Below are 25,119 nucleotides of genomic sequence, written 5' to 3' on the forward strand. Positions count from 1 at the left end.
CGCGGATCGCCGCACCTCGGACCTTCAACGGCCCCCAGCGACCCTCAGCCGCCAGGAGCCGCCATCACGGCCAACGGCCCATCACGACCGGGGCCGTCAGCCCCTCACGACCACGGGCCGAGGTCCGGCCAGGTCGGCGCGCCTGGTTCCCGGCCGGTCAGCCAGGCCAGCGCGGGCAGCGTCGGGAGGTCGACGACGACCAGGCGGTCGCCGCGGCCGACCGCGGTCGACGGTCGGTCGCCGGGGGCCAGCAGCAGGGTGACGTCGGCGGGCAGCCGGGCCGGCAGGCCGCGCACCGTCCACGCCCACTCCACCTCGACGTACGCGCGGCCGAGGTCCGTCCAGCTCGGACCGCCCAGATCGGCGAGGTCGAGGTCGACGAGGTGGATCTCGACCTCGCGCCAGCGCAGAAAGACCAGATCCGCGAGCGACGTGTCGCCATAGGAGCTGACCCAGCCGCGGCCGGTGCGCCAGGCGTCGACGTGGGCCGCGTCCCAGGCTCGTTCCAGGCTGGCGACGGCCTCGGTGAGCTCGGCGCGGGCCGCCTCGACAGTCACGTCCTGACCGGCGGCGATGTCGTCGTCGCGCTGCTGCTGGCCGCCCGGGTACTGCTTGCGAACCTCGCCGCACGACGCAGCCTCGACCATGCCGCGGTGGCCGTCGGCGTTGCGGGCAAGATGGGTGAGCAGGTGGGCGACGCTCCAGCCGGGCAGGCCGCTCGGGCGGCGCAGCACGTCGTCGTGGAGGCCGCCGGCCAGGTCGAGCAGCCGGCGGTGGGCGGCGACGACCCCGGCGAGCAGGTCGTGGGGGATGACCGAGGGCAGATAGCCCGAACCGGACAGCACGTGCCCGGGCGTCGCCGCGGCGTCCGCGGACTCGAGGCCGGTCTCCTGGGCCGGTCTCACATCGGTGTCGACGGGACGGGATGAGGAGGGGGCAGCCATAGCCCCACGTTGCACCCTGCGGCCGCGTAACGCCAGGGGAAATCGCCGACTGGGGACAACGGTCCGGCGGGGACGACATCGATTCCCGCCGGTTTGATCCACCCGGCGCGAATGATGATCGTAACGTCGCCGCGGTGGTGGCCTAGGCTGAGGTCGCGGGTCTCATCAGGCGACGGACGGAAGGGTGGGCGGATGTTCACGACTCCTCGCTTCCTGCAGGGAATCGTCCCGTTCGAGGGCCGCGGCCTGGACGCGCCGTTCTCTCTGGGCGCGCAGTTCAGCTACGTGGTCCCGGCGGGCATCACCGCGCAGCCGCTGTATTTTCGCGGCGGCAACTCCACCGACGAGCTCGTCTGCGCGATCCTGCAGCGCGACGGCACACCGATGCGCTATTTCCCGATCGGCGCCCGCGCCTCCGTGCACGTCCCGCTGCGTGTCATCCAGGACCTGACCCCCGAGACCCACGTCGAGCTGCACCTGGCGGCACCGGCGGGGCTGGTCGGCACCCTGGTCGCCGACGTCGGCATCGTCGAGCTCTAAGCCGGCCCGGGCCCACCCCCGCCACCGGCCGAACCTCCGACCGCCAGGACCTGCGCGTCAGGCTCAGGCCGCGGTCGGCGCACCTACTCGTCGCCCGGCCCGGAACGCCGGTTCCGCTTGGTGCTGGACCGGCGTTTCTTCGCCTGCAGGCGACGTTCGACGGACCCTCGGGACGGCGCGGTCGCCCGTCGGGCGCGCGGCGGGCGGGCGGTGGCGGCCTGCAACGTGTCCACCAGCCGTTCGAGCGCGGCCTCCCGGTTGCGCAGCTGCGAACGGTGCTCACTTGCGACGATGGTCAGCACGCCGTCGTGCAGGCGGCCGGCGAGGCGGGTCATCGCCCGCTCCCGCAGCACCGCCGACAGCGTCGGCGAACCGGCGAGGTCGAAGGAGAGCTCCACCCGGGAGTCGGCGGTGTTCACCCCCTGCCCGCCCGGACCGGACGAGCGGGAGTACCGCCAGCGCAGCTCGCCGGCAGGCAGCACGAGCCCCGGGCGTACCTGGATCTCCCGGGGCACCATGACGTTCATGGTGCCCGATCCGCTGCCCTGCCGTCAGCCGACTTTCGGCCGCGTCAGCGCGACCCGGCCAGGGTCAGCGCAGACCCGACAACGTCAGCGCTGGCCGGACAGGGTGCCGGTGGTGGAGGTCGCCTCGCGCCACAGGTCGATCTCCTCGCCGCCCCGAGCCCGCCGCCGGACGGCGGTGACGGCCGCTCCCGCACCAGCCAGCAGCGCCAGCACGGTCATCTTGCGGGCCATGTCGACTCCCTCATCTCGGCGCTCGCCTCGGCGTTCGCGTCAGCGACGGTCCAGCCCGCGACGGCTGGATCAGTACCACGGTATCCCGGCGCTGACGGGCTGTCCGATGTGCGGCGGACCTGCCGGCGACGGCCATTGCTCCACGTGAATCCAGCCGGTCGTTGATCCAGGTGGGGGCCGGCGCGGCGGCTCAGCGGCGCAGCAGGCCCCGCAGCCGGGAACGGGTCGGCCAGGACGGCGGGGGACCGGCCACCTCGTAGGCGGGGAAGGCCCGCTCGGCCACGTCGACGAGCATCGCGACATCGATCGGCCGCAGCACGACGCCAGCGGACAGGACGTAGTCGGCCACGCCGGCCGCGGGCAGCAGCAGCACGCCCTCGACCAGGGCGAGCCCGGCGGGCACCTCCGCGCGGGCGAAGGCGACGACCGGTTGGACCTCGAGCTGCCACCCGCCCGGCAGCTCGCCGAGCAGCTGCGCGGTGGCCTCCTCCCCCATCCAGGCGACGAGCCCGAGCATCGCGCGCAGCGGCACCTTGCCGGCCCAGACGCCCGCGGAGTTCTGCCGCACCGGCCCCTGATGGGCGTCGGTCTCGATCACCCAGGCGCCGGACGGCCCGATGACGAGATGGTCGATGTTGCCCGCGGAGTCCGCGAGGGCCCGGTCGTGCAGCACCGTGTAGCCCGCTCGGATCAGTCGGTCCAGGGCGCGGGCGGTGCTGCGTTCGGCCTCGGCGTCCTGGCGCCACGCCTCGATCTCGGGCGGAGTGCGCAGGAAACGCACGGCCCCGACAATGCCGACCGCGAGCACGGCGAGTACCGACAGTTGCACGGTTACTCCCGCCGCTAGTCCGGCGGCGCTGCCCAGCAGAACGACGACGGCTACCGCCGCGGCCGCGACGACTCCCGCGAGGATCAGGGCCCGCGGTCTGTGATCTCCGCGTTCAGCGGAGTACAACTCCCTGCGCCGCAGGTATTCGGCCATCGCCGAACGCCCCGCTGACTGCCGATCGGACACGCCGCGGTCACCACCTCCCGGCGCCGTCAGGACGCCGCCGCGCTTGGTGCTGTCTCCGGGGGCGGGACCCGATCAGGTGGCGGTCAGTCACGACGCGCCACCGGCTTTCTGGTCCATCCCGGTCACCATTCCATGGAATTCACAACAGCGACAGGGTCAAGGACGTGGAATATGCGAGAGAGAACCACGTTAAACCCACATCTATACCACCCATCGGCGGGGCCGCCGAGACGACACCGCGTGGACAGGTCGGGTAGGGACCCGGCGGCGCTGGGGAGAACACCCGGGGCCGCCGCCATCGGACGCGGCACGGACCGGTTGCAGCACCGAGAAGGAGCCGCAGGATGCCACGTCACGCGACACCTCGGGGGTCAGGGGCCGACGCGTCGCCCCCTGACCACAGCACGTCGGTCGAGACGACGGCCCACCCGTCCGCGCCTCGACCGTCCGCCACCCGACAGGTGTCCCTCCCCGCCGGCAGCGGCCTCGGGGACGGCCCCGGGTGCGTCTCCCGCGCACTGCGGCTGAACCGGGACGCGGTACTCGCCTTCGCGGCCGACTGTGTTCTCCCTTCGACGGCCCCGGGCCCGTCCGGCGCCGGACTGGGGAAAAACGCCGATCCGGGGACAGCCGCCGGGCTGGGGACGAGGGTGGGGATCGAGACAGAGTGGTTCGTCGTCGACAGCCAGGACGTCCACCGACCGGTCGAGCCGGCCCGGACCCTGCGGGCGCTGTCGGCCATCGGCGGCGGCCATGACACCGGGGAGGCGGTCCTCGCGGCCGGATCGGTCCTGCCCGGCGGGAGCCGGATCACGTTCGAGCCGGGCGGGCAGCTCGAGCTGTCGGGACCCCCGGCGTACCTCGCGGCCGCCATCCGGTCCACCGCCGAGGACCTGCGGCTCGTGCGGGCGGCGCTGGCCGAGGACGGCCTGGCGATCGTCGGGATGGGCACCGATCCGCTGCGGGCCGGGGTGCGGCACACCGCCGCGTCCCGGTACGCGGCGATGGAGGAGCACTTCCGCGCCGGCGGCGGCGCCGCGGGGCTGGACATGATGCGTTCCACCGCGTCCGTCCAGGTCAATCTCGACCTGGGCGCGACCGCGGGGGAAGCGGCACAGCGCTTCCGACTGGCGCACACCATGGGGCCGGTGCTCACCGCGATGTTCGCCGCGTCCCCCGCGCTGGCCGGGCGGCGCACCGGCTGGTGCTCGTCCCGCCAGCGGATCTGGACCGGCATCCACGCCAGCCGCACCGGCGCCGTGCTCGAGCTGGCGGACCGCGCCGGCGGCATCCCCGCCGAGGACGACGGGGCCCCGCCGCCGGCCGAGGTGGCCGAACGGTGGGCCCGCTACCTGTGCGACGCCCGGCTCATGCTGATAGCCGACCTCGACGGCGCCACCGTCCCGGTCACGCCCGGCGAGGAGCATCACTTCCGCGCGGCGACCGGTGGCCACACGCTCGCCGACTGGCTCGACGGCCGCGGCCCGGTCAGCCGGACGCCCACCCTCGACGACCTCCGGTACCACGCGACGACGCTGTTTCCGCCGGTGCGCCCGCGTGGCTGGTGGGAGCTGCGCTACCTCGACGCCCAGCCCGGGCAGGGGTGGCGGGTGGCGGTCGCGGTCGCCACCGCGCTGCTCGACGACCCGATCGCCGCGGCGGGCGCCGCGCAGGCCTGCGCTCCGGTGGCCCGCAGCTGGCAGGCAGCCTCCTCGCGCGGTCTGGCGGACGAACCGCTGCGGCGGGCGGCGGCGCGCTGCCTGGAACTGGCGACGTCGGCACTGCGGCGGGCCGGTGAACCGGAACTCGCCGAGTCCGCCGAGGTGTTCGCGCAGCGGTATACCCTGCGGGGTCGCTGTCCTGCCGACGAGCTGTCCGAGCGGTTCGACCGGATCGGGCCGGCCGCGGTGCTGCACGAGGAGGCACAGCTGTGCGATCCGGTCGCCTGACCCCCGAAGCGCCGACCCCGGCGCCCGAGACGACCACGGACGACAGGACGACCACGGACGACAGGACGACCACGGGGGACGAGCGGGACCGGCGCGACCCGTCGGCGCCGCTGCGGCCGGTCACCGCCGCGGCCGTGGCGGACGCCCTCGACCGCGCGCGGCGCCGGTCCCTCGCCTACACCGACATCGACGCGGACGAGCTGGTCCGCCAGCACTCGCCGTTGATGTCGCCGCTGGTCTGGGACCTCGCCCACATCGGCAACTACGAGGATCTGTGGCTGGTGCGGGCCCTGGGCGCGGCCGACCCGACCAGGCCCGGTCTGGACGACATCTACGACGCCTTCCGGCACAGCCGCGCCAGCCGGATCCGCCTCGCGCTGCTCGGTCCGGACGGCGCCCGTGACTACCTCCGGGAGGTTCGAGGCCGCACCCTCGACCTGCTCGAACGGTTCACACCCCTGCCGGCCGACACACACTCCGCCGACGCCGACCCCGCCGCGCGGCTCCTGACCGACGGTTTCGTCTACGGCATGGTCATCCAGCACGAGCACCAGCACGACGAGACGATGCTCGCCACCCACCAGCTTCGCGCCGGGCCGCCGCTGCTCGACGCGGGGGCAGCGCCACCGCCGGGCCGGGCCGTGCCGCACCGCGAGGTGCTGGTGCCGGCGGGGCCGTTCACCCTCGGCACCAGCTCCGACCTGTGGGCCCTCGACAACGAGCGACCCGCGCACCAGGTGGACCTGCCGGCCTTCTGGATCGACACTCTGCCGGTCGGCAACCGGGCGCAGATCGCCTTCATCGAGGCCGGCGGCTACGACGACGAACGGCTGTGGTCACCGGCCGGCTGGGAGTGGCGGCAGCGGGAGGGCCTGACCGCGCCGGCGTTCTGGCAGCGCGACGGCGACACCTGGCTGCGTCGCCGCTTCGGCCGGGTCGAGACGGTGCCGCTGGACGAGCCGGTCCAGCACGTCTGCTGGTACGAGGCCGAGGCGCACGCCCGCTGGGCGGGCCGGCGGCTGCCGACCGAGGCGGAGTGGGAGAAGGCAGCCGCACACGACCCGGTCACCGGACGTTCACTGCGCTATCCGTGGGGTGACACCGATCCGACGCCGAACCATGCCAACCTTGGGCATCGCACGAGCGGCCCCGCCCCGTCGGGGGCCTACCCCGCGGGCGCGAGTCCCTGCGGAGCCGAGCAGATGATCGGGGACGTGTGGGAATGGACCGCGAGCGGATTCACGCCATACCCCGGCTTCCGGTCCTATCCGTACCGCGAGTACAGCGAGGTCTTCTTCCCGAAGCCCGGCGAGCCGTCGTCGTTCCGGGTGCTGCGCGGCGGCAGTTGGGCGGCGGACGCCACCGCCGTCCGCAACACCTTCCGCAACTGGGACTACCCGATCCGCCGGCAGATCTTCGCCGGCTTCCGGCTGGCCCGGGACGCCGACTGAGCACCGCCGGGTCGAGCGACATCGCGAGCGGTAGCAGCGTCGTGGGAAGGAGCAGTGCGTGTGCCGCCATCTCGCCTGGATCGGAGCGCCGCGGACGCTCGCCCGTCTCACCCTGGAACGGCCGCACAGCCTGCTGCGGCAGTCCTGGGCGCCGCGCCAGATGCGGTACGGCACGATCAACGCCGACGGTTTCGGCGCCGGCTGGTACGCCCCGGAGCTGCGGGCCGCGCCCGCCCGCGTCCGGCGGGCGGTGCCGATGTGGACGGACGCGTCCTACGCGTCAATGGCCGGCGTGATCGCGTCGGGTTGTGTCCTGGCGGCGGTGCGCAGCGCGACCGTCGGCATGCCGGTGGAGGAGTCGGCCACGGCGCCGTTCACCGACGGCACCCGGCTGCTGAGCCACAACGGACGGGTTGACGCGACGGCCGTGCGGGCGTTGCTGCGCGCGCGGCCGGGCGCCCCGCCGCCCGAGTCGACCTGCGACTCGGCGCTGCTGGCCGCGCTGGTGTGGGAGCGGGCCGGCGCAGCCCCGCTCGCCGACGCGGTCGCCGACGTCGTGACCTCCCTGGCCGCCGCGGACCTCGCGGACAGCGCGGGCACCGCGACGCCCTGGGCCGTCGACTGGTCGGCCGGCCCCGAACCGCCGGCCCCCGCACTGCCGGCCCCCGAACCGGCCGGGTCCGAACCGGCGGGCCCCGAACCGACTGGGTCCGTACCGGATCGGACCGAGCGGCCGGCACTCGGGCGGGCTCGGCTCAACCTGCTCGTCACCGATGGCTCGCACCTCGTGGCGACCGCCTGGGGGGACACACTCTGCTACCGGGTGGAGGCGGATGGCGTGCTCGTCGCCAGCGAAGCCGATGATGACGAATCAGGCTGGATCACTGTTCCGGACCATCATCTTTTGGTGGCCGACACGCACAAAGTTACTCTTCGTAGTTTGATCGCCTAGAACAGTTACTGTGGGTTGCACAAACGTCGATGGAGGACGCCACGATGACAGCGAGGACTCCGACGACCGCCCCCACTGGGACGGCCATCCCCCCGACGGCGACCACTGTCAGTGGCAGTGGTCCGGCACCGTCGGCCAGCGAGCCGGACACGGGCTCGCGCCTCACCCTGGACCGGCACCTGCGAGCGGAGGACCGCGCCGTCGCCCTGGCTCGCGACGTCCTCACCGGACTCACCGCGGCCCCCCGCGAGCTACCGCCGAAGTGGTTCTACGACGCGACGGGCGGGATGCTCTTCGAGGAGATCACCCGCCTGCCCGAGTACTACCCGACCCGCCGGGAGCGGGCCATCCTGGACCGGCACGCGGGTGACATCGCGGCGGCCTGCCCGGCGGACACCCTCATCGAGCTGGGTTCCGGCAGCTCCGCGAAGACCCGGTTGCTGCTCGACGCGCTGCGCGACGTCGGCAGCCTGAAACGGTTCGTCGCGTTCGACGTCGACGAGACCACGCTGGCCAAGGCCGGGCACGGACTGCTCGACGCCTACCCGGACCTGTCCGTGCACGCCGTCGTCGGTGATTTCGAACGGCATCTGTCGTACCTGCCCAGCGGTGGGCGGCGGCTGACCGCCTTCCTCGGCGGCACCCTCGGCAACCTGCGTCCCGCCGCCCGCCGGGAGTTCCTGCTGACGCTGCGCGAGCAGGCGTCGACCGACGACGCGCTGCTGCTCGGCACGGACCTGGTCAAGAGTCCCGACCGGCTGGTCGCCGCCTACGACGACGGCGCCGGGGTGACCGCGGCCTTCAACCGCAACGTGCTCAGTGTGATCAACCGCGAGCTCGGGGCGGACTTCGATGTCCGCGGCTTCGCCCACATCGCGCTGTGGAACGCGGCCGAGAACTGGATCGAGATGCGGCTGCGGGCCGTCCGCGACCAGCAGGTGACCATCAACGCCCTCGCGCTGACCATCGACTTCCAGCGCGGCGAGGACCTGCTCACCGAGATCAGCGCGAAGTTCACTCCAAACGGGATCAGCGCGGAGCTGGCGGAGGCTGGCTGGGCGACCGCGCAGCGGTGGACCGACCCGGAGGGAGACTTCGCGGTCACCCTCGCGACCCCGTCGTCCGTCCCCACGGGCGCCCCGGTCTGAGCTTGCTCGAGCCCGGCCGGACCGGCCGGGCTCGGTCAGCCGCCGAGCAGGCCGACGTCGCGCGCGGCGCCGGTGGAGGCGGAGGTGGCCATCGCCGCATAGGCCCGCAGCGCCGCGGAGACGATGCGCTGGCGGTCCGCCGGCCGGTAGCCACCGGCTGCCTCCAGCTCGGCCCGCCGACGGGCGAGCTCCTCCTCGGACACCAGGAGTTCCAGGCGGCGGGTCGGGATGTCGATGTCGATGACGTCTCCGTCTCGGACCAGGGCGATGATCCCGCCGTGGGCCGCCTCCGGCGAGACGTGGCCGATCGACAGGCCGGAGCTGCCGCCGGAGAACCGGCCGTCGGTGATCAACGCGCACTTCGGGCCGAGGCCGCGGCCCTTGAGGAAGGCCGTGGGGTAGAGCATCTCCTGCATGCCGGGGCCACCGCGGGGGCCTTCGTAGCGCACGATGATGACGTCGCCGGCCTTGACCCGCTTGTTGAGGATGGCGTCGACGGCCTCGTCCTGGCTCTCCACGACGAGCGCCGGGCCGCGGAAGCTCCACTGCGCCTCGTCCACCCCGGCGGTCTTCACCACGGCGCCGCCGAGGGCGAGGTTGCCGAACAGCACCGCGAGGCCGCCCTCGGCCGAGTAGGCGTGCTCGACCGAGCGGATGCAGCCGTTCTCGGCGTCGGTGTCGAGGGACTCCCAGCGGTTGGTGGAGCTGAACGGCTCGATGGTCCGCACGCCACCCGGCGCCGCGTGGAACAGCTCGATCGCATCCGGTGACGGGCTGGCGCCGCGGACGTCCCAGCGGTCGAGGAACTCGCGCAGGCTGGCCGCGTGCACCGAATGGGTGTTCCGGTCGAGCAGGCCGCCGCGGTCCAGCTCGCCGAGGATCGCCGGAATCCCTCCGGCGCGGTGCACGTCCTCCATGTAGTACCGGGTGGAGCTCGGCGCGACCTTGGACAGGCAGGGCACCGTGCGGGAGATCTGGTCGATGTCGGCGAGGGTCACGTCGACCCCGGCCTCGACGGCGGCGGCCAGCAGGTGCAGCACAGTGTTCGTGGAGCCACCCATCGCCACGTCCACGGCGAAGGCGTTGCGGAAGGCGGCGGCGCTGGCGATCGCGCGGGGCAGGACCGCCTCGTCCTCCTTCTCGTAGTACCGGCGGGCGAGGTCGACGACCAGCCGGCCCGCCTCCAGGAAGAGCTCCCGGCGGGCGGCGGAGGTGGCGAGGGTGGAACCGTTGCCGGGCAGCGACAGGCCGATCGCCTCGGTGAGGCAGTTCATCGAGTTGGCCGTGAACATGCCGGAGCAGGAACCGCACGTCGGGCAGGCCGACCGCTCGATCGTCGCGAGCTGGTCGTCGGAGACGTCGGGGTTCACCGCCGCGGACATCGCGGTGATCAGGTCGAGCTTGGACCGCGCCGTGCCCTCGGAGATGACCGCGTTGCCGGACTCCATCGCCCCGCCGGAGACGAACACGGTCGGGATGTTCAGCCGCAGCGCCGCGAGCAGCATCCCCGGGGTGATCTTGTCGCAGTTGGAGATGCACACCAACGCGTCCGCGCAGTGCGCGTTGACCATGTACTCGACGCTGTCGGCAATGAGCTCGCGCGACGGCAGCGAGTACAGCATCCCGCCGTGGCCCATCGCGATGCCGTCGTCGACGGCGATCGTGTTGAACTCCCGCGCCACCCCGCCGGCCTCGGCCACCGCGCCGGCGACCAGCGCCCCGAGGTTACGCAGGTGCACGTGGCCCGGGACGAACTCGGTGAAGCTGTTCGCCACGGCGACGATCGGCTTGCCGAAATCGTCGTCGGTCATGCCGGTGGCCCGCCACAGGGCGCGGGCACCGGCCATGTTCCGACCGTGTGTGGTCGTTCGGGAGCGCAGAGGGGGCATCTCGACCTCGAGCATCACGTCGGCAGCGCCGCGACGGGGGTCGCCGACGGCGGTTATCTGGCGATGAGACGACGGTACGCCACATCGCCGTCTCCACCGCGCAGAACCACGATCGACCGGGGACGGCCACCGAGATTCCGCCCTGAGCTGGCGGTCAGAGGTCAGGTCAGGGGTCGGTCGTCCGGATCGGGCGGTTCCGGGCCGGGGTTCGGCGGTTCGCCCGGCGGCGGCGCCGCCCAGGGATAGCCGGCGGCGCGCCGCCCCGGACCGCGGCCAGACGGCGGGGGCACGTCGGGCCCTGCGCCGGGACCCGTGGAGGCGCCCCGGCCGTCGTCGGCGGCTGGCGTCGTGGTGCCCGGGAGGGTTCCCGCGTCGGCGCCGTCCCCGGCGTCGGCGGGAACGTCGCGGCCGTCCCGATGCGGGGAGCCCGCCGGCCTCGGCCTGCGCTCCGGCATGGGCGGTGCGGGAAGGTCGTCGAAGTTCGGCGGGTAGTCGGGGATCAGCAGTGGCTCGTCGAGCTGGGGAAGCTCGGGATGGGAGTCGTCCGCCGGGGGCTGCGACGGCGGCCCGGGCGGCGGCGGCCACGAGCCGCCGGGACGCCCTGCCGGCGTCGGCGTCGGACCGGGTCGATCGACTGCGGGGACGCCCCCCTGCCCGGGTCGCGGCGTGGCGGCCGGCGGCTGGCCTCCGTCGGCGCCGCCCGGTCCCGGCTGCGGATACCACGGCTTACCACCGGCCCAGCCGGGTGCGGGCGACGACCCCTGGGGGCCTTGCTGCCCCGGCTGCGGTCCCTGCGACGGCTGTCCCGGCCAGGACTGTCCCGACCAGGACTGGGCCGGCCCGGGCTGACCCGGTGGCGGCGGATTACCCGACCACTGCGGATACCCCGGCGGCTGCGGCGCGCCAGGGGGCACCGGCGGTCCGTAGTAGGGGTGGCCGGGTGGCACCGGATGGCCGGGCGCCGGCGGCTGGCCCTGGTAGCCCCAGGGAGGCTGCTGCTGGCCGGGCGCCGCGTTCGGGTCGGCCGGGGACGGCTGGCCCGTGCCGCGACGGGCGCGGAACAGCTTCCCCGCCCCGGCCGGACGGCGGCGGCGCCACTGGTCGCGGGCGACCCACACCAGCCCGAGCGAGGCGACGGTCCCGGCGATCGGCGCGATCCAGACCCGACTGACGAGCAGGTAGATCGCCTGGACGACGGTGAAAACGTAGCCGGTGACGAAGAAGGCGAACGGCCGGATCCGGAACTGGCTCATCCTGTCCCGCAGCAACATGGCGGGGAACAGCCAGATGAGGAAGCCGAAGAAGACGGCCGTCAGCGGAGCGAGGAAAAGATAGGCGAAGAACGTTGCCATGGTCGCGGGTCCAGGCGTTCGGCGCGGGTCAGGCCGGGTCGGACTCGGCTGGGACGTCCCGGCCGTGCACCACCAACGGCTGGTCGACAAAGTACGGCCCCAGGGCCGCTCGCCAGCGGACGAAACGCTCGGACTCCCGGAAGTTTCGCAGGTGACTGTCGAGGGAGTCCCACTCGACCAGCAGCACGAAGCCCGACGGTTCCTCGATGAGCCGGGTCAGCCGAGCGGACCGGCAGCCGAGCGTCCCGAGGATCTCCGGGCGCGCCTGCCGATAGGCCGACTCGAACTCCAGCTCGGTGCCCGGGCGCACGGTGATCCGAGCGATTTCCAGCACTCCCGAGGCCGCGGCGCCAGCTCCGTCGTCACTCACCAGTCACACTCCTCGCTGTCCGCCCTGGCCCCCCCGGGGGGCGACCCGACCGGCCGGGGTCGTGACGCCCAGTGTGTCACCGTTGGCGGCCCATGGTCCGCCGACCGGCGCACCTGACCGACACCGTCGACTAGTTGGCCATGTCGACGAATCGGGAGTAGTGCCCCTGGAAGGCGACCGTCACGGTGCCGGTCGGCCCGTTGCGGTGCTTCGCGATGATCAGATCGGCCTCGCCGGCGCGGGCCGACTCCTTTTCGACCGTGTCCTCCCGGTACAGCAGGATCACCGCGTCCGCGTCCTGCTCAAGGCTTCCGGACTCGCGCAGGTCGGAGACCTGCGGACGCTTGTCCGCCCGCTGCTCGGAGGCACGGTTGAGCTGCGAGATCGCGACGACCGGGACCTCCAGCTCCTTGGCCAGCAGCTTCAACGACCGGGAGATCTCGCTGACCTCCTGCTGGCGGCTTTCGACCTTCTTCGGCGACGACATGAGCTGCAGGTAGTCGAGGATGACCAGGCGCAGCTCGTTGCGCTGCTTCAGCCGTCGGGCCTTGGCCCGGATCTCCATCATGGTCAGATGGGGGCTGTCGTCGATGAACAGCGGCGCCTCGGACACCTCGCCCATCCGGCGGGCAAGTCGGCCCCAGTCGTCATCGGTGAGCCGGCCGGTGCGGATGTTCTGCAGCGACACCCGCGCCTCCGCGGACAGCAGCCGCATGGTGATCTCCATCCGGCTCATCTCCAGCGAGAAGATGACCGAGGTCATCCCGTTCTTGATCGACGCCGCCCGGGCGAAGTCCAGGCCCAGGGTCGACTTGCCCACGGCCGGACGGGCCGCGACGATCCACAGCTGGCCGCCGTGCAGGCCGTTGGTGAGCTCGTCGAGGTCGGTGAAGCCGGTCGGCACGCCGGTGAGCGTCCCTTCATGACCGGCGATCGACTCGATCTCCTCCAGGGTGGGATGGAGCAGGTCCGCCAGCGCGGCGTAGTCGTCGTTCGACCGCCGTTCGGTGACCTCGTAGACGGCGGCCTGGGCGCGGTCGACGACGTCGCTGACGTCGGGCGCGGCGCCGTAGGCGAGCTGGACGATGCGGGTGCCCGCCTCGGCGAGGCGGCGCAGCACCGCCTTCTCCGCGACGATGCGAGCGTAGTAACCGGCGTTGGCGGCGGTGGGCACACTGGAGATCAGGGTGTGCATGTAGCCCGGGCCGCCGACGCGTTCGAGCTGGTCGCGACGACTGAGCTCGGCGGCGACGCTGATGACGTCGGCGGGCTCGCCCCGGCCGTACAGGTCACCGATGACCTCGTAGACGATCCCGTGCGCCGGCCGGTAGAAGTCCCCGATCTGCAGGACCTCGACCACGTCGGCGATGGCGTCCTTCGACAGCAGCATGCCGCCGAGCACGCTCTGCTCGGCCGGGAGGTCCTGCGGCGGGGTTCGGTCGAACTCCGCGGCGCCCCCGCCTGCGCGCGAGATCTCAGTGACGCTCATGACGCGCCCTCCCGCCTGCAGCGATCCATCTACCCAAAGATCTGAAGTGCCCAGTGATCTGACTGCCCGGAGATCCGTATTCGAACACATGTTCGTACAGGCCGGAGCGGCGGTCAACGGGCCGCGCCGCATGGTGCGCGGCACCGCCGTGGGGTGGCCGCCGCGCGGATGGCACCCCAGTCTGGCGGCCTGACCTTATGGATCGGCAGCCACCCCCGCCAAAAAGTTATCCACAGGCTCTTGTGGAAAAGCTGTGGGTAACTGCCGCGAACCTGGGGAGAAGCTCGGGACGAACGTGCCTCTCCTGTGGATAACGGGAGTCGGCATCCCGGACAAATCCAGGTGCGGCGCGGCCCCGCCGGGAACCCGCCTGTGGATAACTAGCCGGCAAAAAGATTTTGGGAACGGTCGGGCCGGGGAACGCGAACTCCCCCGGGCCGACCGCCACACGGGCGAGTCGATCCGGGGGAGTTCCACAGCACGAGGGCCCGGCCACCCGGGCCGGCCCACGTTCACCACACGCCCGGCATGCGCCGGGCCTGGGTGCTTCGCAGCCGTCCTTACGCCTTGCGCACCTGGACCTTGACCGAGGCCGTGACCTCGGGGTGCAGGTGCACGGCGACGGTGTAGGAACCGAGCGCCTTGATCGGGGTGGTCAGTTCGACCCGCCGCCGATCCAGCTCGGGACCGCCGGCCGCGGTCACCGCTGCGACCACGTCGGCCGCCGTGACCGAGCCGAACAGCCGGCCTTCCTTGCCTGCACGGCCGGTGAGCTCGACCTTGAGACCGCCGAGCTGGCCGGAGATCTCCTTGGCGTGGTCCAGGTCGCGCACGGAGCGCGCGTCCCGGGCCCGCTTGATCTGCTCGACCTGACGCTCCGCGCCCTTGGTCGCGAGGATCGCGTACTTGCGCGGGACCAGGTAGTTGCGTCCGTAGCCGTTCGCGACCTCGACGATGTCACCGGGGCTACCGAGCCCGGGGACTTCCTGAGTGAGGATGAGCTTCATCGCGCCGCCCCCTAGCGAGCAGTCGCGGTGTAGGGCAGCAGCGCCATCTCGCGGCTGTTCTTGACCGCTGTCGCCACGTCCCGCTGATGCTGGCTGCAGTTGCCGCTGACCCGCCGGGCACGGATCTTGCCCCGGTCGGAGATGTACTTGCGCAGCAGCGAGGTGTCCTTGAAGTCGATGTAGTCGACCTTGTCCTTGCAGAAGACGCAAACCTTCTTCTTGGGCTTGCGTACGGCTGCCTTGGCCATGGAAGTGCTACGGCCCCGTTGCGCCGTCCTCGCGGAGGACGACGAGCGCCCGCTCAAAACGGAGGCTCGTCTGAGTAGCCACCGGCCGGCTGCTGCGACCAGGGGTCATCGTTCGGCGCCGCGTTTCCGAAGCCGCCGCCAGCCGGGGGACCGGAAGGTCCGCCGGTGGGCGCCTCGTAGCCGCCGCCACCACCGCCACCAAATCCGCCACCGCCGCCACCGCGGGCAGCGCGGACGACCTTGGCGGTCGCGTAACGCAGGCTCGGGCCGACTTCGTCGACGTCGAGCTCAATAACGGTTCGCTTCTCGCCCTCACGGGTCTCGAACGAACGCTGCTTCAGCCGTCCCGACACGATGACTCGGGCTCCCTTCTGCAGAGACTCGGCGACGTTCTCCGCGGCCTGCCTCCAGACGGAGCAGCGCAGGAACAGCGCCTCCCCGTCCTTCCACTCGTTGGACTGACGGTCCAACGTGCGGGGGGTGGACGCCACGGTGAAGCTCGCGACGGCCGCCCCGTTGGGCGTGAACCGCAGTTCGGGGTCGCTGGTCAGGTTGCCAACGACGGTGATGATCGTCTCACCGGCCATGGGCGCCCTCTCCAATTTCGGCGGCCCACGACAGCGGGAGCACCGCCGTCAGGGTGGACCGGATCATGCCGCTACCCGGCGGGGCTGACGAGGCTTCTTCGGCTCGGGGAGCCGGATGACCTTCGTACGCAGGACCGACTCGTTCAGCAGAAGCTGCCGGTCGAGCTCGGCGACCACGGCCGGCTCCGCGTGCAGGTCGATGACGGCGTAGATGCCCTCATGGTTCTTCTGGATCTCGTACGAGAGCCGCCGCCGGCCCCACACGTCGACCTTCTCCACCACGCCGCCGCCCTGACGGACGACTCCGAGGTACTGGTCAAGGGACGGCGACACGGTGCGTTCCTCGAGATCGGCATCGAGGATCACCATGAGCTCGTAATGGCGTGCCAAGGTTGAACCCACCTCCTGTGGACTCAGCGGCCACGGATCGTCCGTGGCAGGAGGGACCGCGCACCGGATCTGCGTCGCCGCGAACGCGCCAGGCGGCACAACCAGGGTTGGCTGGACCAGCGACGCATCCGGACGATCACCAGGGCACGGCACCCGATCGCGGCAGGGCGATCGATCTGGTGATCGATCGGGGCCTGACCAGCAGACGGGCGCGTGCGCCAGCGCACGGCATGTCTCGGTGAGTTTACTCGATCCGGTCCGTCGACCTGGGCGCGCCAACCGACAGGACCACGCGCAGCCAGGCTGTCCCCACTCCGGCCAGGCAGACGAGGTCCGCGGTCACCAGCAGCCCGCGCACATGCCGGGACGGAGCCGGATCCGCGACCGCCAGCACGATCGTGGTGAGCACGGCGAGCAGGGCACATCCGACCAGGACCCAGACGGTGCTTCCCGGCGCGGACCGGGCGGCGTTCCCGGGCCGACCGGCGCTGGCCTGGGCGGCGCCCATCGCGCCGCTCTCCCGCTCCCCGTCCGCGGCGTCGCCGACTCCCACTCCGTCGCCCCCGTCCACCTCAGTCGACCCACTTCCCCTGGGTGAAGGCGACCACGAACGCCACCATCACGGGCCCGCACACACACAGATACGTCGAGGCCACCCAGGGCCAGCGGGCGGCGAGCCGGGCAAGCATCAGGTAGAGCGGGAAGGCCACGAGGATGCCGCGGATTCCCGACGCGTAGTAGTTCGTACAGGCCATGATCGCGGTCATCACGCCGAGGAACGTGGCTTCTCCCCACCGTCGCCCGACAAGCAGGGCGATCGTCAGCGCCACGCCGACGACGACCGCGAGCAGTTCACCGCGCCAGAACCAGACGAAGGCCGACTGACCGTCGCCGTCGACCGCCGCCGACCAGGTGGCCGACCATCCCGACCAGGGCCAGTCGACCTCGCGGTGCCAGCCGACCCGCATGGCGTCCGTGTAGGACCCCCACCCGCCGGTGCGCACCCGCAGGTAGCCCAGGTAGGCGACGACGGGGATCGGCGGGAGCGCCAGCGACAGCGCCGGCCAGGCGAGCACCGGACGGCCCGCAGCCCGGCGGGAGACGACGTACTGCACCGCCAGCGCCACGCCGAAAGCGACGCCACTGATCCGGGCGGACGCCGCCCCTGCCCCGAGCAGCCCGGCGAGCCACCAGCGCTCGCGGCGGGCGGCCAGCCACGAGGCGGTCGCGAAGGCCAGGAACACACCCTCCGAGTAGGCGGCGAACAGGAAGACGGCGTAGGGAAAACAGATCAGGCTGACGACCGCGAACCGGGCGTCCCGCTCCCCCACCTCGTCCGCGGCGAGCCGCCACAGCGCGGCCGCGGTGACCACGCCGGCGAGCAGGGACACGATCAGGCCCGCCGCGATCCAGTCCCGGACGACCAGGTGGACGAGCCGGATCGCCAGCGGCAGACCTGGGAAGTCGACCTCCGTGCGGTCCGAGTACGCGGGGGACAGGTAGCCATGACGCGCGACCTTGGTGAACAGTCCGACGTCCCAGCGGTCCCAGAGGGTGCGCAGCCCGGGAGCGGACCGGGCGGATCCCGGTGTCAGCGCCCGGGCGGCAGCCAGGGACAGCAGCGCGACGGCGATCCGGCTGCCCAGCCAGAGCGGCAGCGTCGCCCGCACCGATTCCGGCAGCCGGGACCAACCAGCCCGGACAGCGGCGGACGGCCCGCCCTCGCCGGGAACATCCCCGGCCGCTTCGCTCGCCGCGCCCGCATCCGCGACGGGCTCACGGGCCACGGCCGGGCCGCCAGGCGTGGGGCGCGGCGCGTCAGCCATCGGCGGAGCCTTCCGCACCCGGCGGGGACGCGGGGTCCGCGCCGGCGGAGTTCCGGGGCCGGAACAGCGCGCCCGGCTCCATCGGCGTGAGCCTGGGGCCCGTCGGCGACGTGCTCTCCCCGGCGCCCGATCCGCTCCCTGCGCCGGCGGAGCCGGTGTGCGTCCCGAGGGTCGCCGTGGCGGCGCGCTTCGAGCCGCCGTTCTGTGCCTGGCTGCCACCGTTGGCCTGGCTGCCACCGTTGGCCTGGCTGCCGGTGCCGGCCTGGCTGCCGGTGCCGTCGCCGGATTCGCGCCGTGCCGACCGGGTCTGCCGGCCCCGCCATCCGCCCCGCACGTCGGGGGCGTGGTCGAGGACTCCGCCGGCCGGGTCGTCGATGGCCGCCAGATCGAGTGCGGCGTCCGGCCGGTCCACGGTGAGCCGTTCGTCGGCGCTCGGTGCGGTGCCGGCGCGGACCACGTCGGCCCTGGGATGCAGGATCTCCCGCACGACGAAACCGGCGATGACGAGCAGGATCAGGTCGCGCAGCGCCACGGCGGAGACGAACCAGCCCCGGTCGATACCCCGCCTGCCCTGGGTGTCGTTGTAGATGAAGTGCATGAACCGGGTGAACAGCACCCAGGACTCGCTGAGCTGCCAGAGCAGGAACAGCCGCCATCGCGGCCGGGCGAGCGCGACCAGGGGGAGCAGCCAGATCGTGTACTGCGGCGAGAAGACCTTGTTGCTCAGCAGGAACGCCACGACGAGCAGGAACAGGATCTGGGGCAGTCGCGGCCGGCGCGGCGCGAGCCAGGTCAGCAGGCCGATCGCGATCACTGCCACCACCAGGGTGGCGCCGGTGATGAGGTTCAGGGTGTGCACGGGCAACCCATGCTCACGAATGCCCTGCAGGATCAGGGGCAGCGCGACGGCGAGGGTCGCGAACGCCGCCACCGAGGCCGCGACGGCCAGCCGGCGGGTGTCCGGCCGGTGGACGATGAGCGCGGCGGCGGCCGCGATCACGACGAGCGCGGTGAACAGGCAGATCAGCAGATGCATCGGGGCGAACCAGGCCGGGTCGTGCCGGTTCGCCAGCCAGGTCGCGCCGAAGGCCAGCGAATCCCAGTCGGCGCCCCGGTCGGAGTTGAGGTCGACGAACCGGGCGAGTCCGTTGCGGGCGCTGTCCGGGCCGCCGCCCAGCAGGGCCGTCCAGTGCCCGCCATGCCAGAAGGTCGTCCAGATGCTGTCGCCGACCTTGGCGTTCTGCTGGTTGAAGTAGCCGGCCGTCAGCCACAGGGGGACCAGCACGACGACCACGGTCACCACCGCGGCGAGGGTGGCTTTCGCCCATTCGCGCATCTTGCCGGCCCGCAGGCAGAGCAGCCCCAGCCCCAGCAGGAACAACAGCGGGTAGAGCTTGGTGAGGATCCCCAGCCCGATCAGCACGCCCGCCAGCCGGGGGGCCCGTCTGGACCAGGCGAGCAGGCCGCCGGCCGCGAACGCCACGGCGAGGATGTCCCAGTTCGTCAGCAGGTGCAGCACCAGGGCGGGGGCCAGCGCGAACAGGGCGGCATCCCAGATCCGCCGGGAGCCGGCGGTCAGCGCCGTGCAGGCCACCGCGATGCACGCGGCCACGGTGAACAGCAACGCCGTGAGGTCGTAGAAGACCGCGGAACGCCGGTCCATCGAGTAGTGGTCGAACACCCGCTGGCCGTTCTCGACCCGGTAGACCGCCTTCGGCGACGAGGCCAGCCCCGCCGGTACGGCGATGAGCTCCATCGCCGTACCGATCAGCGGCGGGTACTCCGTCGGGTAGTCCAGGTAGGGGACCTTCCCGTCGACCAGCCCCTCCTGGCTGTACAGCGCGACGACGTCGGAATAGCAAAGAGCGCTGTACTGATGCTCGTGCGCCCAGTTGCGGGTGTCCCGGCAGCTGACCTTCTGGGCGTAGCCCAGCATGCAGGCGATGACAACGAACGCCATCAGCACCCGCAGCGGGGTCAGCCAGCCGGGCCGGCCTGGCCCGGCCGCGTGCCCGCCGGGCGGCCCGCCGATCAGCTGGCTCGCGCCCCCGACGACCGGGTCCTCCCGGGCAGGGCAGACGCGGGCGGGAGACGCCGGTGTCGTGGCCATGTCGGCCATTCTCACCCACCGCCGTGACGGATCAGGTCACCAGCATCCGTAGCCACCGCCACGGAGGATCCGCGCCGGCCCTACCTCGACCGAAGAAGTGAGCCGCGAGAAAATCACCGTGCTGACGGCCCGGTGGACTGGCCGTTCCCCGCCCCGGCTGGTCCAGCGGTCCGGGGGCGCATCGTGACGACGCCCCCGGTCGGCTGACGCGCCGGGCCGGTCGGCCCACCGGTCATGAGAAAGGGTCGACGACGACTCCCGTCTGTCTCGTCCGCGGGCGGTTGTCACCAGGCTGCGGGGACTGCTGCGGCTGCTGACCGCCGCCGGTACCACCGCTGGCACCGCCGTTGAACAGGTCGCCGAGGTCGATGCCGGTCCCTGGTGTCGGGGCGGTGGACATCGTCGGCGTCGGGGTGGGCGCCGGCTCGTTGTCCTGCACCATTCCGCCGAAGGCGGGAGGGTCGAACGTCGACTTGGGCACGCCCTGCAGAGCGGCGTCCATGAACGCCTTCCAGATCTTGGCCGGATAGGTGCCGCCGTAGACACCGTTCTCCGCACCGGGAATGCCTTTGAGCAGCTCCTTGCTCGTACCGCCGCCGCGGAACATGTTCACGCAGGACGACAGCTCCTTGGTGTATCCACAGAACCAGGCGGAGCGGAAGTCCGTGGTGGTGCCCGTCTTGCCGGCGGCCTCCCGCCCACCGGCGAGCGCTGCCCTGGTTCCGGTGCCGGCCGGGTCGTTGATGACGCTCTGCAGGGCGTAGGTGGCGTCACGGGCCACCGTCGTCGGGATGACCTGCTTGGCAGCCGGGTTGCCCGAATAGATGACCTGGCCGGTGCCGTCGACGACCTTGTCGACGATGTGCGGCGTGGCCCGCACGCCGTTGGCGGCGAGCGTCGCGTACACCCCGGTCATGTCGATGGCATGGATCGGGTCCTTGCCCAGCGTCAAGCCCGCCTCGACGGGCAGCGAAGCATTTTCCGGAATGCCAAGGAGGTGCGCGGTGTTGATGACGTCCGGCACGCCGATGTTCTGGGCGAGCGGTACATACACCGTGTTGATGGAACGGGCGGTGGCCTGGATGAGGTTCATATAACCGAGATCGCCGACATCACCCTCGTCGTTGCTGACCACGTAGTTGCCCGGCAGCGTGACCCTCTCCGGCGCGGCGAACGTCGATTTCAGGTTGATGTTCTTCTGCAGGGCCGCGACCAGTGTGATCGCCTTGAAGGTGGATCCGGACTGCACCCGCGCCACGGACACGTTGTCTTCAAACTGTTTGCGCCCCTGCGAGTCCTTTCCGTACAGCGACCCGCCGTACCAGGCAAGCACCCGCCCGGTTCCCGGTTCGACGGCCGACAGTCCGGTCCGCAGATCCGGTACAGCGGCGTATGCGGTACCCAGCACGTTCGTGACGGCCTCGTAGGCGGCCATCTGCCGGCCCTTGTCGATCGTGGTGGTGATACGCAGACCGCCCCGGTTGATCTGGTCATCGGTGATCCCGGCGTTCTTCAGCTCGGTTTTCACCTCGTCGCGGATATAAGCGACCTGGGCGGAGGAGGTGGTCGGGTCGTCCACCTTCGGAATGACCGCCGGCGGTGTCCCGCTGGTGATCGACGTCGGGGCCCAGCCCTCCGCGGCCATCGTCGCGACCACCTCGTGCCACCGGGTCGCGGCCGGCGCTGGATTCTTCGCCGGATCAAGATAGTTCGGTGCTCGGATCAGGCCCGCGATCACCGCACCCTGTTCGGCGGTGAGTTTCGCCGCCGTCGTGTTGAAGTACACCTTCGACGCGGCCTCGATTCCGTAGGCACCACGGCCGAAGTAGATCGTGTTCAGGTAGAACTCAAGGATCTGGTCCTTGGAGTACTTCTGGTCCAGCTTCACCGCGAGCGCGATCTCCCGCATCTTGCGGGTGAAGGTCCGTTCCTGCGTCAGGTAGGCGTTCTTGGCGTACTGCTGGGTGATCGTCGATCCACCCTGCAGGTCGCCGCCCGTGAGGTTGACGTAGAGCGCCCGCGCGATTCCCTTCGGGGAGATACCGGGCTCGTGGTAGAAGTTCTTGTCCTCTGCCGCGAGCACCGCATGCTGCATGTCCTTGGACACCTCGGCCAGCGGGACGTCGGTGCGGTTCACCGTTCCGATGCGGGCGATCTCGTCGCCGGTGTCCTGGTTGGAACCGGCGGGCGGACCGTAGTAGACGATCGAGGTCTGGGCGGTCTTGACCTGGCTCGGCAGCGGCACCTGGGTGGCCGCGTAGACCACGGCGATGCCCGCGACGAACAGCAGGATCGAGGAGAACACTCCGGCCAGCACAAGGCGGCGCAGCCACCTCGGACGACGTCGCCACCACATCGGACCACGCCTTCCCTGGCCTGGGCGGGGGGGCTGCGCGGAGCGTCCGTTCCGGCCAGACCGGCCTGGCCCGCTCGGGCCATCCGGACCACCGGGGCCGTCCATCGCCGCCCGGTACGCGCGGGTGGGCTCACCCCGGCCAGGTCCAGCGCCCGTGGGAGTCATCCGGCGCGTCCCGGTCCGGTCGCTGACGGGACGCCGATCGGCCGCCTCCCGCTCGCCGATCCGCAGGGCCATCTGCTCGGTGGCCCGGGTGGGCTGGTCACGCCGACGGCCCGCGATCCGCCGACCCGGGGTGACGGCCGTCATCGCCGCCCCACCCGCGGCGTCAGCCTCCGCGTCGGTGGGATTCACCTTCCTGTAGACGGTCGACTCGGCGTCGCGCTCCCGGATGTCGATCCGGCGCAGGGCCGCCTGGTCGACGGTGTCGTAGCGGGCGTCGGTGCCGTCCGGCCCGCCTGGGCGCGCTGACCGGTCCGACCGGCCGCGGCCGGCACCGGTCCGATCCGCGGCGCGCGCCGAGCCCGCCCCCGCACCGGTCCGGCCGCGGCGTGGACCGCTGCGGGGAATCAGACTGGTGCTGGTACCGGGGCCTGCCCCGGTCGCATCGCCGGGCCCCGCCGCACGGTCGGACACGCCCGGGCGCCCGGTGTTCGCCTCACGGTCCGCGATTCCCTTGTCCGTCACCCCGCGGCCGGCCCGGCGGCGCAGGTCGTCGGCGGCGGCCAGGCCCGCGGCGGAGCTGGCGGCGGCCTCGGCCGGACGGACGGCACGCCGCGGATCAGGGCCACGCGGATCAGGGCCACGCGGTGGGATGCCAGGGGCGACCGCTCGGGTCGCCGGGGGATCGAACGCCCGCTCGGAGGCCCCCCTCGTGCCCGTCCGCGTCGCCGGCCAGTCGGGCGTGCGCGCCGCCCCGGTCGACCGGTCGGACAGCGCCCGCTCGCCCGTCGGCTCCGGCGACACCCCCCGCCGCACGGGCGGGCCGGCGGCGGAACTGCCATGAGCGGCTGCGGCGTCCAGGTCTGCGGGATTCGGCACCCAGCCGCCACCCGTGCCAGAACCGGCTGGGCCGGCCTCGGGCGCGGCCCGGCGCGGCGCACCCGGCGACCGCGACTCGTCCGGACCAGCCGCCGCGCGGTTGGGTGGCGACGCGGGCGAGGACGGTGGGACCAGCGCGGCCCGGGATCCGTTGGCCGCGCCGGACCGACCGACCGGCGGGACCAGCGCGCCGCGGGCCCCGCCGGACCCGGCGGGACGGACCAGCGCCGCGCGGGGTTCGACGGCACGGGGTTCGACCGCACGAGGATCGACCGCACGAGGATCGGGGGCGCCGGGCGGCGGCATCGGCGCGGGCCGCTCACCACGCGGCCCGACTGCCCGCGTCGGACCGGGCGGGACGGCCTGACCCGTACCGGCCTGGGAGCCGCGCGGGACCGGCGGTCCGGGCCGGTCGATCCGCTCCGGCGCGGCCCGGTCAGGAAACGCGTCCCGGGATCGGTCCGGCTCGGGCCGACCCCGATCCGAACCGTCCCGGCCACTCTGGTCGTAGGGAGAGCTCACCGACCGCTCCATCCGTCGCTGTGGGACTCCCCGGTCACCCGTCCGTCGCAGGGAACAGACCGGTGCCCCCAACCGCAGCCGGAGGTCCGATCGCCGACAGTCAGGCGCCGTCGGCGCCGAACCGTGCGAGACGCCGGCGGCCACTGCCCGGAACCGGACATCGGCCAACCCCGAAGGGTACGGTCGCCCGACGGGCGTCCACCGGCAAGGTCACCAGAGTGGTCCACACCCGGCTCGTGCCGCGCCCGCACCCGCTCTGAGACCCACATGGCAGACCAGGATCTCATGCCGTAACTCGCTCTTTCCCGCAGGGCATCGCGGCCTGGCCAGCGGCCGGCTGGAAGCGGGGCGGGAGGCACGCGGGCGGCGCGCCGGCGCCGGTCAGGTGTCCGCGGCCTGGCGCCGGCTCTGGCGCTTCGCCCGCGGCTCGCCGGTGCCGATCACATAGGACGTGATCAGGTGGTTCCACCCGCAGGGCCGGCAGACCTCGACGACGTACACCCGCAGCTCGCTGTACCTGGTCGCGAGCGCGGGCAGGTCGCGCGTCGCCCGCACCCGCCCGGAACTCTCCCCGAGCTCGTCGCCGTAGGTGTAGGTCACATGGATCAACGGAGCGTCGCAGCGGCAGACCGGACAGCGCTTGGTCGTCGGCTCGCCGTGGTACTTGGCCGCGCGCAGCAGGTAAGGGTGCGCGTCACACACGTCGAGCGACGACACCCGACCCGCGGCGAGATCCGCGAGCGTCGCCCGCCGGGCCAGCGCGTAGTCGATGACCGACCGCGAACGCATGGAACAACGGTACGCCGCGGACGCCGGCCGGGCAGATTATCCGGGCAGAACCGCACTCGGCGGGTGTCTCCGGCGCAACCGGCCGTCGCGGCGTGGTCCGCGGCCACGACAGCGCGACGAATCCGGCTGTGAGCTGGGCCACACTGTGATGCCGGGGCCGGTTTCTCCCCACCGGGTGCGACCGGGCCACGGCGATGCCCTGGCGGCCATCGGCCGGGCGTGGCGACGTTGCCGACAATTGCTGCGACCAGGCACTTCTGGTCGGCGGGACGGTCTGGCGGCCGTCCCCCCCCCGGCGGCGGGGCGCGCCGGGCCGCGGGCCGGCGCCCCCCGACCGCGCGAGGTGTTGTGTGATCTCCTGGTCGCCGGGTGGTGATGTGTGGTTG

General features: G+C 72.5%; 22 protein-coding genes. 5 read left to right on the forward strand and 17 right to left on the reverse strand.

The annotated features are described in order from the left end of the window. Positions 1–104: 104 nt before the first annotated feature. Positions 105–905 (reverse strand): maleylpyruvate isomerase N-terminal domain-containing protein, encoded by an 801-nt coding sequence (locus MXD60_RS01395; protein ID WP_248816901.1) that lies wholly within the window; start codon positions 903–905, stop codon positions 105–107. 231 nt (positions 906–1,136) lie between these two features. On the opposite strand from MXD60_RS01395, the gene MXD60_RS01400 reads away from it, so the two are divergent. After that, a complete protein-coding gene (locus tag MXD60_RS01400) occupies positions 1,137–1,484 on the forward strand; it encodes a molybdopterin oxidoreductase (RefSeq protein WP_248816903.1) in 348 nt (115 codons plus the stop codon). An 83-nt stretch (positions 1,485–1,567) separates the two neighbouring features. On the opposite strand, the gene arfB is transcribed toward MXD60_RS01400, so the two are convergent. The 3 genes from arfB to MXD60_RS01415 form a co-directional block, all read right to left on the reverse strand. After that, complete coding sequence (gene arfB / locus MXD60_RS01405) at positions 1,568–2,002, reverse strand: alternative ribosome rescue aminoacyl-tRNA hydrolase ArfB (protein WP_248816952.1); 435 nt, start codon at positions 2,000–2,002, stop codon at positions 1,568–1,570. 93 nt (positions 2,003–2,095) lie between these two features. Beyond that, entirely contained in the window at positions 2,096–2,242 is a 147-nt protein-coding gene (locus MXD60_RS01410) for a DLW-39 family protein (protein ID WP_248816904.1), read from the reverse strand. A gap of 190 nt (positions 2,243–2,432) precedes the next feature. After that, positions 2,433–3,224: a nuclease-related domain-containing protein gene (locus MXD60_RS01415; RefSeq protein ID WP_248816953.1), complete on the reverse strand. Its 792-nt coding sequence runs from the start codon at positions 3,222–3,224 to the stop codon at positions 2,433–2,435. A gap of 377 nt (positions 3,225–3,601) precedes the next feature. Between MXD60_RS01415 and egtA the strand changes: the two genes are divergently transcribed. The 4 genes from egtA to egtD all read left to right on the forward strand — a co-directional run bounded on the left by egtA (position 3,602) and on the right by egtD (position 8,757). After that, complete coding sequence (gene egtA, locus MXD60_RS01420) at positions 3,602–5,206, forward strand: ergothioneine biosynthesis glutamate--cysteine ligase EgtA (RefSeq protein ID WP_283097582.1); 1,605 nt, start codon at positions 3,602–3,604, stop codon at positions 5,204–5,206. Between the two features lie 110 nt (positions 5,207–5,316). After that, positions 5,317–6,657 carry an ergothioneine biosynthesis protein EgtB gene (gene egtB, locus MXD60_RS01425; protein ID WP_248816954.1) on the forward strand — a complete coding sequence of 447 codons (1,341 nt, stop codon included), beginning with the start codon at positions 5,317–5,319 and terminating at the stop codon, positions 6,655–6,657. A 58-nt stretch (positions 6,658–6,715) separates the two neighbouring features. After that, positions 6,716–7,609, forward strand: a complete 894-nt coding sequence (gene egtC / locus MXD60_RS01430) for an ergothioneine biosynthesis protein EgtC (RefSeq protein WP_248816908.1) — start codon at positions 6,716–6,718, stop codon at positions 7,607–7,609. Between the two features lie 44 nt (positions 7,610–7,653). Continuing rightward, positions 7,654–8,757 carry an L-histidine N(alpha)-methyltransferase gene (egtD, locus tag MXD60_RS01435; RefSeq protein ID WP_248816910.1) on the forward strand — a complete coding sequence of 368 codons (1,104 nt, stop codon included), beginning with the start codon at positions 7,654–7,656 and terminating at the stop codon, positions 8,755–8,757. Positions 8,758–8,792: 35 nt separating this feature from the next. Here egtD and ilvD read toward each other — a convergent pair whose 3' ends face one another. The 13 genes from ilvD to MXD60_RS01500 form a co-directional block, all read right to left on the reverse strand. Beyond that, positions 8,793–10,646, reverse strand: coding sequence for a dihydroxy-acid dehydratase (gene ilvD / locus MXD60_RS01440; protein WP_248816912.1), 1,854 nt, complete (start codon positions 10,644–10,646; stop codon positions 8,793–8,795). Positions 10,647–10,807: 161 nt separating this feature from the next. Further along, complete coding sequence (locus tag MXD60_RS01445) at positions 10,808–11,998, reverse strand: hypothetical protein (RefSeq protein WP_248816914.1); 1,191 nt, start codon at positions 11,996–11,998, stop codon at positions 10,808–10,810. A gap of 28 nt (positions 11,999–12,026) precedes the next feature. Further along, entirely contained in the window at positions 12,027–12,368 is a 342-nt protein-coding gene (locus MXD60_RS01450; protein WP_248816916.1) for an antibiotic biosynthesis monooxygenase family protein, read from the reverse strand. Between the two features lie 130 nt (positions 12,369–12,498). Next, positions 12,499–13,857: a replicative DNA helicase gene (dnaB, locus tag MXD60_RS01455; protein ID WP_248816918.1), complete on the reverse strand. Its 1,359-nt coding sequence runs from the start codon at positions 13,855–13,857 to the stop codon at positions 12,499–12,501. Positions 13,858–14,417: 560 nt separating this feature from the next. Beyond that, positions 14,418–14,864 (reverse strand): 50S ribosomal protein L9, encoded by a 447-nt coding sequence (gene rplI / locus MXD60_RS01460; RefSeq protein ID WP_248816920.1) that lies wholly within the window; start codon positions 14,862–14,864, stop codon positions 14,418–14,420. Between the two features lie 11 nt (positions 14,865–14,875). Further along, a complete protein-coding gene (rpsR, locus tag MXD60_RS01465) occupies positions 14,876–15,112 on the reverse strand; it encodes a 30S ribosomal protein S18 (protein WP_248816922.1) in 237 nt (78 codons plus the stop codon). 53 nt (positions 15,113–15,165) lie between these two features. Further along, positions 15,166–15,699, reverse strand: a complete 534-nt coding sequence (locus tag MXD60_RS01470) for a single-stranded DNA-binding protein (protein WP_248816924.1) — start codon at positions 15,697–15,699, stop codon at positions 15,166–15,168. A gap of 63 nt (positions 15,700–15,762) precedes the next feature. Further along, positions 15,763–16,089 carry a 30S ribosomal protein S6 gene (gene rpsF / locus MXD60_RS01475; RefSeq protein ID WP_283097583.1) on the reverse strand — a complete coding sequence of 109 codons (327 nt, stop codon included), beginning with the start codon at positions 16,087–16,089 and terminating at the stop codon, positions 15,763–15,765. A 244-nt stretch (positions 16,090–16,333) separates the two neighbouring features. Continuing rightward, positions 16,334–16,660 carry a hypothetical protein gene (locus tag MXD60_RS01480; RefSeq protein ID WP_248816926.1) on the reverse strand — a complete coding sequence of 109 codons (327 nt, stop codon included), beginning with the start codon at positions 16,658–16,660 and terminating at the stop codon, positions 16,334–16,336. Between the two features lies 1 nt (position 16,661). Beyond that, positions 16,662–17,915, reverse strand: a complete 1,254-nt coding sequence (locus tag MXD60_RS01485; RefSeq protein ID WP_248816928.1) for a putative hexosyltransferase — start codon at positions 17,913–17,915, stop codon at positions 16,662–16,664. Continuing rightward, entirely contained in the window at positions 17,908–20,034 is a 2,127-nt protein-coding gene (locus tag MXD60_RS01490) for a glycosyltransferase family 87 protein (RefSeq protein WP_248816929.1), read from the reverse strand. Before MXD60_RS01490 ends, MXD60_RS01485 begins: the two co-directional genes overlap by 8 nt. Before the next feature lie 223 nt (positions 20,035–20,257). Further along, positions 20,258–23,422, reverse strand: a complete 3,165-nt coding sequence (locus tag MXD60_RS01495; RefSeq protein WP_248816930.1) for a transglycosylase domain-containing protein — start codon at positions 23,420–23,422, stop codon at positions 20,258–20,260. Positions 23,423–24,325: 903 nt separating this feature from the next. Further along, positions 24,326–24,733, reverse strand: coding sequence for a DUF5318 family protein (locus MXD60_RS01500; RefSeq protein WP_248816931.1), 408 nt, complete (start codon positions 24,731–24,733; stop codon positions 24,326–24,328). Positions 24,734–25,119: the final 386 nt, after the last annotated feature.

The organism is Frankia sp. AgB32, assembly GCF_023243045.1.
GTDB lineage: Bacteria > Actinomycetota > Actinomycetes > Frankiales > Frankiaceae > Frankia.

Excerpts from the sequence above, each read along its gene's own strand:
- MXD60_RS01400 (WP_248816903.1), top strand. The coding sequence starts at position 1,137 with ATGTTCACGACTCCTCGCTTCCTGCAGGGAATCGTCCCGTTCGAGGGC.
- arfB (WP_248816952.1), bottom strand. The coding sequence starts at position 2,002 with ATGGTGCCCCGGGAGATCCAGGTACGCCCGGGGCTCGTGCTGCCTGCC.
- MXD60_RS01410 (WP_248816904.1), bottom strand. The coding sequence starts at position 2,242 with ATGGCCCGCAAGATGACCGTGCTGGCGCTGCTGGCTGGTGCGGGAGCG.
- MXD60_RS01415 (WP_248816953.1), bottom strand. The coding sequence starts at position 3,224 with ATGGCCGAATACCTGCGGCGCAGGGAGTTGTACTCCGCTGAACGCGGA.
- egtA (WP_283097582.1), top strand. The coding sequence starts at position 3,602 with ATGCCACGTCACGCGACACCTCGGGGGTCAGGGGCCGACGCGTCGCCC.
- egtD (WP_248816910.1), top strand. The coding sequence starts at position 7,654 with ATGACAGCGAGGACTCCGACGACCGCCCCCACTGGGACGGCCATCCCC.
- ilvD (WP_248816912.1), bottom strand. The coding sequence starts at position 10,646 with ATGCCCCCTCTGCGCTCCCGAACGACCACACACGGTCGGAACATGGCC.
- MXD60_RS01445 (WP_248816914.1), bottom strand. The coding sequence starts at position 11,998 with ATGGCAACGTTCTTCGCCTATCTTTTCCTCGCTCCGCTGACGGCCGTC.
- dnaB (WP_248816918.1), bottom strand. The coding sequence starts at position 13,857 with ATGAGCGTCACTGAGATCTCGCGCGCAGGCGGGGGCGCCGCGGAGTTC.
- rplI (WP_248816920.1), bottom strand. The coding sequence starts at position 14,864 with ATGAAGCTCATCCTCACTCAGGAAGTCCCCGGGCTCGGTAGCCCCGGT.
- rpsR (WP_248816922.1), bottom strand. The coding sequence starts at position 15,112 with ATGGCCAAGGCAGCCGTACGCAAGCCCAAGAAGAAGGTTTGCGTCTTC.
- MXD60_RS01470 (WP_248816924.1), bottom strand. The coding sequence starts at position 15,699 with ATGGCCGGTGAGACGATCATCACCGTCGTTGGCAACCTGACCAGCGAC.
- MXD60_RS01485 (WP_248816928.1), bottom strand. The coding sequence starts at position 17,915 with ATGGCTGACGCGCCGCGCCCCACGCCTGGCGGCCCGGCCGTGGCCCGT.
- MXD60_RS01490 (WP_248816929.1), bottom strand. The coding sequence starts at position 20,034 with ATGGCCGACATGGCCACGACACCGGCGTCTCCCGCCCGCGTCTGCCCT.
- MXD60_RS01500 (WP_248816931.1), bottom strand. The coding sequence starts at position 24,733 with ATGCGTTCGCGGTCGGTCATCGACTACGCGCTGGCCCGGCGGGCGACG.